Here is a 12,401-nt window from a genome sequence, read left to right as displayed (position 1 = left end):
ATCATCTATGTATTACCCTTACATGAACCTGTTTAAAAGCTGTAGGTTAAAAATAAATTACCCGCGTACGAATTAAATGCCTTAGTAGTTGAGCCTCCGTACCTTGTGTTATAACTGGCGCCTGATATGCCCAAACTGTACCTTGCCTCTATCCCTATGCTGATTTTTCTGTTGATGGCACAGTTAAAACCCAGTTTTGGCCCCAGGTAGGATATTTTTGAACTTGACGATACGTAACTGTCCGTATACGCCCCGTCCGTTGCGTACATTTCGTATTTGGTGAACATCACCCCGCCGTTTATACCCCCGTAAACATCAAGCAGGCCGGTTATGGGTAGTTCATAGCCAATGCCTGCATACAGCCCTATTCCCTGGTAATTGCTATATGTTGCGGTGAGGTAGGTAACATCATCATAAGTGTAGGGGAACTCGCTTTGCTTTGGTTTGTAACTGCGGTAATCTGCCGTGCCGGTATAGATAACATTACCCATGCGCCGGGTAACGGTAGCGCCAAAAGTTGGCGCGGCGTTATAGGTTTCTTTAAGATCGCCGAGGGGAGCCTCGTAACCGCCACTAAGTGCTACCGACCAGCCATCCTGCCGGATGATACCACCGCTATTGTAGCTATTGCCATGCATTACATCGCCATCGGCATTCATGCCCTTACTTGATGAGTGCTGTGCTTTTGAAGGCGACCAAATGATCATAAAAAAGGCAAAAAGGAATAAGTAAACCCAACGGATGGGCTGCTTAGGCGGATGAGGGTACATTTTGTGAGATAAGATTTAGTTTAGTGTACTAAACTAATGCAATTACCTGAACCTGAGAAAAAAAACAAGGAAATTATTTATAGGGTGTCTTAATTTTTGTGGGTGGACAGGCTTAACGTGTTTTAACCGTCTTAATTTGTGCAGGGGCACAGGCAAAAAGCTGTAATGAGTGTCTTAATTTTTCTGCTCAATACCTATTTAACTAACTGAAATACAAATAATTAAATATTAAAAACAATAACTGTACCGTAAAAAATATGCGGTTTTGGAGGATTTTGAAAGAGTGAGGTTATTGGGGATTAAAAATCCTGTGGTGTTATATACAAATATACGAAAAAACAGACAATCTTTCAATAACTTCATTGTAATATTGCCTGTTTCCTTTAGTTAAAATTCAAGGCGTAATAAACTCATGCATAGTATCAACCATTCATATAATCACATGGAACTAATACACATTGATGACTAATACATTCATATGCGTCTATTACATCGTGGCCACCGCAAACTCGAGGGCATTGACTGTCAGTACTACAGTAGTTACCCCCACCTTTAATTGCTTTCATTTCGTGCCTTGTTAAGGCTTTCTGGTTGCTTTTAAAATCTTTCATGGTTTAATTTTTAGTTAATTATAATCACATATTAACTAAAGGTAAATACAATATTTCTATAAAACAACATAAATAAATATTTAATCTCTTAATTTTTATCTTAAATCTTTATTGTACTCCTGCTGCAATTCCAGCAAACAGGCGGCGCATAAGCAGCCTTCGTATAATTCGCTTATGTATTGCACTTCGTTAAGGGTTAGCTGCATGGTACTGCACTGGCATGTGGTGAATAAATAAAGATATTGAGACCCAATAATAAAAATTTCTTGTATATGTTGATGCTTTACAATATCTAAACCTAAGGCAATTTTATCAGTAATCCATATTAATAACGACCAATAAAATTGCCTTAATAGCATTAAAAACTAAATACTACTCCATTTCCGGACATACCACCAGAACACACTGGTGTAAGCCTTCCGTTACCGCCACAGCCGCCGGGGCCAAGTGGTATAGTTACCGTCAAACTTGTGGTGTTAACGGAAAAGCTGGTACCGGTAGAGCAATAATAATTACCACCACAGTTAGTATAACTGGGGATATCACCTGATATACTAAATGTAATGGTTACAGTATTATTACCATAGTTATAGCTTTTATTAATATTAGATATAACCGTTGAACATGCATACTGCTGTATTGAATTTGTTTTTACAACTACTTTTTTATTAACCGGTTTTAGCACTGTGAATGAATAAACAACAGCTAAAACAAGGCCTGCTATGAGGCTGTAAATTACTTTTCTTTTCATTTTTTTAAGTTTTAATTGGTTAAAACAATAATTGAATAGTACTGTAACTAGATCACTGTAATAGTTAAGCTAACTAAACGATAAAGGGTGATTAGGTGGCGATCTTTCTTCCATAATAACTAAATTTATTTTATAGTTAAATATAACTTCATTAATTTAATTAATCAAACAAATTGATTTAATATTTTAACTAAAGTTAATAATTAATTATAAACGAAAGTCGTTGCTGATGGTGAGATCAAATCTTTATATGCACTTTGACATAAATTAATGTACAGAACTTATAGCTGCGGTCAAATCACGGATAGGATTTTCCGTTATAAGGCTTCCCTATACTCCTGCTGCAATTCCAGCAAGCAGGCGGCGCACAGGCAGCCTTCGTATAATTCGCTTACGTATTGCACTTCGTTAAGGGTTAGCTGCACGGTACTGCACTGGCATTTGGTGAATGCATTAGCCTTACATTCAAATTTCGCGCCGCAACGCTCACAGGGGATGATCTCGTGTTTGGGCATGGTAATATAAGACCGGATGTCGGGAGGTCCGAAAGTCCGGAAGATGTTTTTTTGTTTTAACGCAAAAAGACCCGCAAGCTATACCGCCTGCAGGTCTTTTTTTTATCTAACGGACCTTCCGACTTGCGGATTTCCGGACTTTCTATGCTGAACAAGTAACGCAGCCTTCTTCCATTGAACAGGTAGGGCCTGCAGGTACATCGTTATTCACATCGGCAACAACTTCGGGTATTACAGCGTCCATATTTTTGCCGCCCTGGTTCTCAACCGTAAACTTAACCGCTTGCGATGCTGCCTGTGTGCGCAGGTAATACATACCTGTTTTAAGGCCCTTTTTCCATGCGTAAAAGTGCATCGAGGTTAGTTTTGAAGCATTGGGCTGGTTAATGAACAGGTTAAGCGATTGCGACTGGCAAATGTACGCGCCCCTGTCGGCAGCCATATCAATAATGTTACGCATCTTAATTTCCCATACGGTTTTGTACAGTTCCTTAATATCTGCAGGAATTTCAGGGATATCCTGTATCGATCCGTTCGCTCTGATGATTTTATCTTTCATGGCGGTGGTCCATAAGCCCAGGTCAACCAGATCGCGCAGCAGGTGCTTGTTCACAATAACAAACTCTCCGCTTAATACACGGCGGGTGTAAATATTAGAGGTATAAGGCTCAAAACATTCGTTGTTACCCAGTATTTGTGAGGTAGAAGCGGTAGGCATTGGTGCTACCAACAGCGAGTTACGCACACCGTGGTTCATTACATCTAAACGCAGGTTTTCCCAATCCCAACGGCCGCTTTCAGGTTTTACACCCCACATATCAAACTGGAACTGTCCTTTTGATAAAGGCGAGCCTTTAAACGTTTCGTAAGCGCCCTCTTTTATCGCCAAATCCTTAGAGGCGGTCATGGCGGCAAAGTAAATGGTCTCGAAGATATCTTTATTCAGTTGCTTAGCCTCTTCGCTCTCGAACGGCATGCGCAGGGCAATAAAGGTATCGGCCAAACCCTGTACCCCTAAACCTATAGGGCGGTGGCGCAGGTTAGAGTATTCGGCTTCTTTAACCGGGTAATAATTATTATCGATGATCTTGTTCAGGTTAAGTGTAGCCTGGTAAGTTACCTCGTATAATTTATCATGATCGAACCCGCCATCAGTAATATAGCGCGGCAGGGCAAGCGATGCCAGGTTACAAACCGCAACCTCATCCTTAGAGGTGTACTCGATAATTTCGGTACAAAGGTTAGAGCTTTTTATGGTACCCAGGTTTTGCTGGTTTGATTTGCTGTTAGCGGCATCCTTATACAACAGGTATGGTGTACCGGTTTCTACCTGTGAATCCAGCACGGCGAACCAAAGTTCCTGTGCTTTTATGGTTTTACGGGCACGGCCTTCTTTTTCATATTTTTCATAAAGGGCTTCAAATTCGTCGCCAAAGCAATCGGCAAGGCCGGGTGCTTCATGCGGGCAAAACAGGCTCCAGTCTTCGTTAGCTTCCACACGTTTCATGAACAGATCCGAAACCCAAAGGGCGTAGAACAGATCGCGTGCGCGCATTTCTTCTTTACCATGGTTTTTACGCAGATCTAAAAACTCAAAGATATCCGCATGCCAGGGCTCTAAATAAATAGCGAAAGCACCTTTACGTTTACCGCCACCCTGATCAACATAGCGGGCGGTATCATTAAATACGCGCAGCATAGGAATGATGCCGTTGCTGGTACCGTTAGTGCCGCTGATGTAGGAACCGGTGGCCCTTACATTGTGGATGCTTAAACCTATGCCGCCCGCGCTTTGCGAAATTTTAGCGGTTTGTTTAAGTGTATCGTATATACCATCAATACTATCATCCTGCATGGTCAATAAAAAGCATGACGACATTTGCGGTTTTGGCGTACCGGCATTGAAAAGGGTTGGCGTAGCATGGGTGAACCAACGCTCGCTCATCAGGTTATAGGTTTTTATAACGCTGTCGATATCGTTTTTGTGGATACCTACCGATACACGCATAAATAAATGCTGCGGGCGTTCTACAATTTTACCTTCTATTTTTAACAGGTATGATTTTTCGAGGGTTTTAAACCCGAAGTAATCAAAGCCAAAATCGCGGTCGTAAATAATGGTGCTATCCAGTAATTCGGCGTTATCCCTGATAACCTCGTAAACATCATCAGCCAGTAAGGATGCCGGTTTGCGGGTTTTTGAATCCACATACTCATACATCAGCTTCATGGTCTCGGAAAACGACTTGATAGTATTTTTGTGCAGGTTACTTACCGCTATACGTGATGCCAGCAGGGCGTAATCAGGGTGCTTGGTGGTTAACGATGCCGCCGTTTCGGCCGCCAGGTTATCCAGTTCTGACGTGGTTACCCCGTCATACAAACCCTCGATCACCTTTTTGGCAACATCTATAGGGTCTACCAAATTAAAACCATAGCACAGTTTCTCTATCCGTGCAGTGATCTTGTCAAATTTTACGCTTTCTTTTCTGCCGTCGCGTTTTATTACAAACATAATGGTAAGTATTTAGTAATTAGTATCAAGTATCCAGACCTGATCTATTGTTTATTTTGTTAACACCTTTTATTATAATCCTTAGTACTTGTATAAGTTTTAAGCAGACTTGCTACTTGACACTTTATACACTTATACTGCTTTAAAAGTCCTCGTCCAGTGAAAATGATTTGCTGTCTGCCGAGGTATTCATTACGCCGCTTTTCTGGTAATCGCCTACCCTTTTCTCAAAAAAGTTGGTTTTACCCTGCAGGCTTATCATCTCCATAAAATCGAACGGATTAGTAGCGTTGTACACCTTATCGTAACCCAGCTCGCCTAACCACCGGTCGGCCACAAACTCAATATACTGGCTCATCAGCTTGGCGTTCATCCCGATCAGGTTAACCGGTAAAGCATCGGTAACAAATTCCTTTTCAATTTCCACCGCATCGGTAATAATTTTAGTAGCCGCCTCTTTTGAAAGTTTATTTTCCAGCATGCTGTACAGCAAACAGGCAAATTCGCAGTGCGAACCCTCATCACGCGATATCAGCTCGTTACTAAAGGTAAGCCCCGGCATTAAGCCACGCTTTTTAAGCCAGAAGATGGAGCAGAAACTACCGGAGAAGAAGATACCCTCTACAGCGGCAAAGGCCACCAAACGTTCGGCAAAAGTTCCGTTATTTATCCAGCGCAGCGCCCAATCGGCTTTTTTACCTACACAAGGCACGGTATCAATAGCGTGGAACAAGCGGTCTTTTTCTACTGCATCTTTAATATAAGTATCAATAAGCAGCGCGTATGTTTCAGAATGGATGTTCTCCATCATGATCTGGAAACCGTAAAAGCAACGCGCCTCGGGTAATTGTACCTCGCTCATGAAATTGATGGCCAGGTTCTCGTTCACTATACCATCGCTGGCGGCAAAAAATGCCAGGATGTGCGATATAAAATGTTTTTCGCCGGGGTTAAGCTTTTCCCAATGTTTCATATCGTCCGAAAGATCGATCTCCTCGGCTGTCCAGAAACTGGCTTCAGCTTTTTTGTACATTTCCCATATAGCAGGGTACTTAATGGGTAAAATAACAAAGCGGTCCTTGTTCTCTCTTAATAATAATTCGGTTTCCTCGGGCATCTCAAAAAATGTTTTTCAGTGTTCAATAACTCTTCAACAACTCATCTTATAGCTGTAAGACATACGGTTAAATTAGAGACAACAATTCCACGCGAGTTACCTGCTGATGAAAAATGTCATCATTTTAAACTCGTTCAAAACACCCTCACTTGATCCTTTTTAAACTAATTTAACTTTAACCTTATCCCCATGCTTTTACATGGGCCTCCGCTTTCACCGGCAGATAAACCGGTAATTGGATAGCGTTGAAAGAACTTATGCTTCAAAGATAGGGCATCCGCAAGTTTACAGGTAGTCTAAGTTTTTAACATCCCCTATAAGTTATAAACAAATAAATATTTTTTGGAATTTATTGCACCATCGCCTGTAAAAGTCAACCAACTATGCTGCAAGCAATTAATAAATATTAACAGATGAAAAGCAACTTTTATTTAACACTAAATTAATTGTTTGTTAACCGCGGACAGCCGCCAAATATGACATTAAAAACATAGTACATTCACCTATGAAAAACATTATTTTTATACTGATTTTAAATTGTGTATACGGCAAAATTTTGCAGATATAAAAATTGTGGAAAACAAAAAAATGATGCCACCAAAAGCAGCATCATTTTTATAAATTTTGACGTGGCGTTTTATTTTAGTTCATCGGCCGGTACAAATTTCATTGATACGGAATTTACGCAATGGCGCACATTTTTGGGTGTGAGGTATTCCCCTTCAAAAACGTGCCCGAGGTGAGCGCCGCAATTATTGCACAGGATCTCAACCCGCCTGCCATCGGCATCGGTTTCGCGCCTTACAGCTCCGGGTATCTCATCATCAAAACTCGGCCAGCCGCAGTGCGATTCAAACTTCGACTCGGAAGTATACAAAGGCGCGTCGCATCTTTTGCACACATACACCCCCTGTGCCTTATTATCCAACAGTTCACCCGTAAATGGCCTTTCGGTACCCTTATATATGATTACCCTTTCCTCTTCGGGTGTTAATTTGTTATAGTCCATAATTTTTATCTCGTTTATATTTTTATGCCCAAGCGCGGCGTTTCAGTGTTATCAATATACGACAATTTGCCGCGTTTATTTGTTTGCCACGTAATGTTTACAAAGGATTGACTTTTTGAATTACCGTAAAAAAGGGCAATCAATTTATGGCTGATATTGTTTAATTTTAAACGTAAAAGTATAGTAGATGCATCTGTTAACCCTTATCACTTATTTTATACTGCAAGGCCACCCGGATATTGGGCCACATACAATGCAGCCTGAAACAGACACCCTGGCTATAGATACCTCGCGTTATGCGGTGTTAACATACACTAAAAGCCGTGATAGTTTCTTGTTTGACAGCGATGTAAAACCGGCAGATCTGTCGGCAGCGGAAATTGCCAAAATTGAGAAAATCATACGGGTAATGGTAAAGGAGTATAACAAGGCAAACAATAAAACCGACAAATCGCAGCCTGTGGTGTTGGTTCATGATGCTATTAAAAAACCCGGCAATTATTATAAGCAGCTTATAGCCGTTACAGATAAAAAAGGCGAAAAACTGGTTTGGGTAAATTGCTTTTGTACCCCGCACGAAAAAAAATACTGGAAAAAAGGTGTAGTAATGGTATTAGATGGCGGACCCTGCTTTTTCAATATCAAAATAAACCTGAGTACCAATACGGTTTTAAACTTTAAAGTGAACGGAACTTCATAACTGTGTTTACTGTTTACAGTAATAAACCCTTTAAATAAAAGATCCCGGCCAAACATGACCGGGATCTTTTTTTAGTTCCTGACACTTAGTGTCTTGAATCTGCTATTTTTTTGCTAATTCTTCGGCCATTGCCGCGCCAATTTCAGCAGGTGATTCCACTACGCGGATACCACACTCGGCCATAATTTTCATTTTAGCGGCAGCGGTATCATCGGCACCGCCAACAATAGCACCCGCGTGACCCATACGGCGTCCCGGAGGCGCGGTTTGGCCGGCTATAAAGCCCACAACAGGCTTAGTACCGTTTTCCTTTATCCAGCGAGCGGCTTCAGCTTCCATACCGCCGCCAATTTCACCTATCATAATAATACCATGGGTATCTGGGTCGTTCATTAATAATTCCACTGCTTCTTTGGTTGGGGTACCAATAATAGGATCGCCACCAATACCAATAGCGGTAGTGATACCTAAACCTGCTTTAACCACCTGGTCAACAGCTTCGTAAGTTAATGTACCCGATTTTGATACCACACCCACATTACCTTTTTTAAAGATAAAGCCCGGCATAATGCCAATCTTGCTTTCATCGGCTGTAATAATACCGGGGCAGTTAGGTCCAATTAAACGGGTGTCCTTATCGGTTAAGTATTCTTTCACCATTATCATATCCTTAGTAGGGATGCCTTCGGTGATACAAACAATAACCTTAATTCCGGCTTCGGCAGCTTCCATTATCGCATCAGCGGCAAAGGCAGGCGGCACAAAAATGATAGATACATTAGCTCCGGTTTCATCAACCGCGTCTTTAACAGTATTAAATACGGGCCTGTCCAGGTGGGTTTGGCCACCTTTACCCGGTGTAACACCGCCAACTACCTGTGTACCATATTCAATCATCTGGGTAGCGTGGTATGTACCTTCGTTACCTGTAAAACCCTGAACTATAACTTTGGAATCTTTATTTACGAGAACACTCATTGGTTTTTTTATTTTGTATGGCAAAGCTAAAGTTATTGGCTTTAAAGTCAAATTAAATTTTGCCCTATAAAAGCGATTGCGCCATTTATCATTAAAATTTACTTTAATGTTATTAATAAAGCGTGTTAAAGTATGTTAAACGGCGAGCATAAACAGCAACGTTCATTAACTTTACGGAACCTAAAACTGTAGATAGATGAAATATCTTTTATTTGTCGCCTTAAGTATTTTATTTTTTAATGCCGGTGCGCAGGATATAACGGGCAACGTAACCGACAGATCTACCGGCCGCCCCCTCCCCTATATTTTAATAAGCGGCGGCAAAAGCGCTGTTTACAGTGATGCCGACGGCCACTTTAGCCTGCCGCCCAATACCGATACCATCAGCATCAGTACTATGGGGTATAAGCCTTACAAACACGCCATCAGCAAAATTACCCGCAAAATAAGTGTACAGCTTGAGCCGGGATCTATAGAGCTGAATGAAGTGCATATTATGGCAAAAAAGAACTTCTTTAAAGATTCCCTTAATACGCGCCGGGAATTTGAACGTACGTTTAACTACCAGCCCACCCGGTTTTCGGATATCTTCCGACCTACATCAACCAACGTACCCTTCGCGTTTGTTACGGTGGATGTTTTTAAAATTATTGATCTGCTGAACAGGAAGAACGACCCGCAATTGAAACTGAAAAAGCAACTGCTGAAAGATGAAAGAGAGAACCACATAAACCAGCGTTTCAATAAAAGCATGATAAGTAATGTATCACAGTTAAAAGGTGATTCGCTCGAAACATTTTTGGTAAGATACCGCCCATCGGTACAGCAAATAGACCATCTTTCGGATTATGAGCTGATACAATACGTTAAGGAAAAAACCGAAGAGTTCCGGGCTGACAATAATTCCGGGGGTACGGCCCTGATACTACATTAGCATAAAATCTAACGCGCCGATAATGATAAGTAACATCCAGGTTAATAAAAACAGGAGTATTCCCTTTCGCTGTTTTAACTTATCCTTTTTTATAATCCCTGGTATAAAATTAGCAAGTGCCAATCCCATACCTGTAAATATTATAATAACTTTTATAAAGGTTAATATCATTCTTCTGCATTTTTCCAGCCGGTAAATTCACCCTCGCTTTTAGATACCACAATGGCAGCTACGCCATTGCCTATCACATTGGTAATGGCCCGTGCTTCGGACATGAACCTGTCTACCCCCAGCAATATCGCCACGCCTTCTACCGGTATAACCTTTATTGCCGCCAGTGTAGATGTAAGTACAATAAAACCACTGCCGGTAACGCCTGCCGCACCTTTTGAGGTGATCATTAATATGCCTATAATACTTAACTGCTGCTCCAACGATAAGGGGATATGAAACACCTGCGCCAAAAATATAACCGACATGGACAGGTATATGGTGGTACCATCCAGATTAAAGGAATATCCGGCCGGGATCACCAGCCCTACAACTGATTTGGAGCAGCCAAACTTTTCCAGTTTTTCCATCATACCCGGTAACGCGGGTTCTGATGAGGATGTACCCAACACAATAAGTATTTCTTCTTTAATATGTTTAAGATACTCCCACAGGCTGAACTTAAATACCCTGCAAATAATATTAAGCACCACAAATATGAACAGCGCCATTGTAATATACACCGATGCCATTAACAGCGCCAGCGGCTTAAGCGTTGACAGACCATAGGTACTGATGGTATAAGCCATACCGCCAAAGGCACCCAACGGAGCCACCCGCATTACGATCTTCATGATATTGAAGAACACTTTTGACAGCTTATCAAATGACCGGATAACGGATTGCCCTGCCTCGCCCATACGGCTAAGGCCGAAGCCAAATAATATGGCGAAAAAAAGTATCTGCAATATATCTCCCTGTGCAAACGCCTCAAACACATTGCCGGGTACAATATGCGCTATAAAATCGCCCCAATGCATATCGGCAGCGGCTTTTTCATACACGTTAAGTTTGGCGGCATCTGCAGCAGCATGATTTATAAAGCCTGCTCCGGGTTTAATTACATTAGCCACTACAACGCCTATAAGCAAGGCAAGCGTGGTAACCAGTTCAAAGTAAAGCAGGGCTTTTCCGCCAACGCGGCCCACTTTTTTCATATCATTCATGCCGGCTATGCCCAGCACAATGGTGAAGAAAATAATTGGCGCTATCAGCATAGTAACCAGCTTGATGAATATCCCGCTGATAAGTTTGGCCGTGGGTGCAAAATCCTTGAAGTACAGGCCCACCAGCACCCCTAATAAAATGGCGACTATAACCTGAAAGGTAAGATTACCAAATAAGCGTTTCATTAATAAGTAAATGGTTAGCCGCGAGGGTTTAAAATTTAATTCAGATCGGTTACAATATAAGATGTTTTATTTTAAGTTGGTATAGTTGGGTATCAGGAAGTCCGGCAGATGGTAAGCAGGTATTATAAATGGTCCAAAAATCTCATTCGCCAACTCTCTGCTTACTATTATATCTTCCCGGTGATGCCGTTGTATATCATCTGGATGGCTAAAAAGGTAACCACAATAGCAAAAACCCAGCGAAGCCAGCCTGATGATTTGGTGTGTACCAATATTTTTGACCCTGTTAAAGCACCCAACAGTACACCTATCACCACCGGCATAGATAAACCCGGATCAATATACCCTCTTTGCAGGTAAACTACCGCGCTTGCCGCAGCGGTAACGCCTATCATAAAATTACTGGTGGTAGTTGATACCTTAAAGGGTATCCGCATAATGCCGTCCATAGCTATCACCTTTAACGCGCCTGAACCAATACCCAGCAAACCGGATATAATACCCGCGAAAAGCATCATGAAAAAACCACCGCCAACGCGCGTAACGCCATATTCAATAGTTTGGTCGCCATCCGGATAGCTGCCGTTAAGTTTCAGTTTTTCGGCCAGGTAACTGGGTTTATTGATGATATGCTGCGCCTTTTTTTGCAGAGAAGATATGGCGGAGAAGATAAGGATCAGCCCGAATAAGATAGCGATATATTGCGTAGGGATATACACCGCGAGCAAAGCCCCGGCCAATGCGCCCAGCGTAGTTGCTATCTCTAAAAACATTCCCAAACGTATGTTGGTGATGCCCTCTCTGACGTATGCCGCAGCCGAACCTGACGACGTGGCGATTACCGAAACCAGCGATGCGCCTATGGCATAATGGATATTTACCCCTAATAAAAGGGTAAGTAACGGTATAATAACCACCCCGCCACCAAGGCCTGTGAGTGAACCTAATAAACCCGCGAAATAAGCGCCGAAAAGAATAATGAGAGTAAATACAATTACGGACATGGAATGCTTTAAATGTATTAAAGCCGTAAAAGTAACAATAACTTTAGTACATGGCTAAACTGCGGGGCCAATAATTTGACCCGCCGCTGTAAAT

At 41.8% G+C, this 12,401-nt stretch carries 12 protein-coding genes; 2 read left to right on the top strand and 10 right to left on the bottom strand.

Going from position 1 to position 12,401, the window contains the following annotated elements; translation table 11 throughout:
* Positions 1-32: 32 nt before the first annotated feature.
* The 7 genes from I5M19_RS15570 to I5M19_RS15540 all read right to left on the bottom strand — a co-directional run bounded on the left by I5M19_RS15570 (position 33) and on the right by I5M19_RS15540 (position 7,288).
* Positions 33-770: a hypothetical protein gene (locus tag I5M19_RS15570; protein ID WP_200067283.1), complete on the bottom strand. Its 738-nt coding sequence runs from the start codon at positions 768-770 to the stop codon at positions 33-35.
* 706 nt (positions 771-1,476) lie between these two features.
* Entirely contained in the window at positions 1,477-1,740 is a 264-nt protein-coding gene (locus tag I5M19_RS18760; protein WP_200067282.1) for a cysteine-rich CWC family protein, read from the bottom strand.
* Positions 1,740-2,132, bottom strand: coding sequence for a hypothetical protein (locus tag I5M19_RS15560; protein WP_200067281.1), 393 nt, complete (start codon positions 2,130-2,132; stop codon positions 1,740-1,742). Before I5M19_RS15560 ends, I5M19_RS18760 begins: the two co-directional genes overlap by 1 nt.
* A 317-nt stretch (positions 2,133-2,449) precedes the next feature.
* Positions 2,450-2,647 carry a cysteine-rich CWC family protein gene (locus I5M19_RS15555; RefSeq protein ID WP_200067280.1) on the bottom strand — a complete coding sequence of 66 codons (198 nt, stop codon included), beginning with the start codon at positions 2,645-2,647 and terminating at the stop codon, positions 2,450-2,452.
* A gap of 142 nt (positions 2,648-2,789) precedes the next feature.
* Positions 2,790-5,162, bottom strand: coding sequence for a ribonucleoside-diphosphate reductase subunit alpha (locus I5M19_RS15550; RefSeq protein WP_200067279.1), 2,373 nt, complete (start codon positions 5,160-5,162; stop codon positions 2,790-2,792).
* Between the two features lie 142 nt (positions 5,163-5,304).
* Positions 5,305-6,279, bottom strand: coding sequence for a ribonucleoside-diphosphate reductase small subunit (locus I5M19_RS15545; protein WP_200067278.1), 975 nt, complete (start codon positions 6,277-6,279; stop codon positions 5,305-5,307).
* Between the two features lie 637 nt (positions 6,280-6,916).
* The gene (locus tag I5M19_RS15540; protein WP_200067277.1) at positions 6,917-7,288 is read right to left on the bottom strand and encodes a methionine-R-sulfoxide reductase; all 372 of its coding nucleotides are present in this window, start codon (positions 7,286-7,288) and stop codon (positions 6,917-6,919) included.
* A 187-nt stretch (positions 7,289-7,475) separates the two neighbouring features.
* Between I5M19_RS15540 and I5M19_RS15535 the strand changes: the two genes are divergently transcribed.
* Positions 7,476-7,988 (top strand): hypothetical protein, encoded by a 513-nt coding sequence (locus I5M19_RS15535; RefSeq protein ID WP_200067276.1) that lies wholly within the window; start codon positions 7,476-7,478, stop codon positions 7,986-7,988.
* A gap of 102 nt (positions 7,989-8,090) precedes the next feature.
* Here I5M19_RS15535 and sucD read toward each other — a convergent pair whose 3' ends face one another.
* Positions 8,091-8,966 (bottom strand): succinate--CoA ligase subunit alpha, encoded by an 876-nt coding sequence (sucD, locus tag I5M19_RS15530; RefSeq protein ID WP_200067275.1) that lies wholly within the window; start codon positions 8,964-8,966, stop codon positions 8,091-8,093.
* A 196-nt stretch (positions 8,967-9,162) separates the two neighbouring features.
* Here sucD and I5M19_RS15525 point away from each other — a divergent pair, with 196 nt between their 5' ends.
* On the top strand, positions 9,163-9,900 hold the full coding sequence (locus tag I5M19_RS15525) for a carboxypeptidase-like regulatory domain-containing protein (protein WP_200067274.1): 738 nt from the start codon (positions 9,163-9,165) through the stop codon (positions 9,898-9,900).
* A gap of 167 nt (positions 9,901-10,067) precedes the next feature.
* Here the strand turns inward: I5M19_RS15525 and dctA are convergent, their stop codons facing one another.
* Together dctA and I5M19_RS15515 are read right to left on the bottom strand one after the other, a co-directional pair.
* Entirely contained in the window at positions 10,068-11,303 is a 1,236-nt protein-coding gene (gene dctA / locus I5M19_RS15520; RefSeq protein ID WP_200067273.1) for a C4-dicarboxylate transporter DctA, read from the bottom strand.
* Positions 11,304-11,470: 167 nt separating this feature from the next.
* Positions 11,471-12,307, bottom strand: a complete 837-nt coding sequence (locus tag I5M19_RS15515; RefSeq protein WP_200067272.1) for a sulfite exporter TauE/SafE family protein — start codon at positions 12,305-12,307, stop codon at positions 11,471-11,473.
* Positions 12,308-12,401 lie beyond the last annotated feature (94 nt).

This window comes from Mucilaginibacter segetis (assembly GCF_016522075.1).
In the GTDB taxonomy this organism is placed as follows: domain Bacteria; phylum Bacteroidota; class Bacteroidia; order Sphingobacteriales; family Sphingobacteriaceae; genus Mucilaginibacter; species Mucilaginibacter segetis.
The sequence above is the reverse complement of the archived record's forward strand: the minus strand, read 5'-3'. Positions and strand labels throughout refer to the sequence as shown.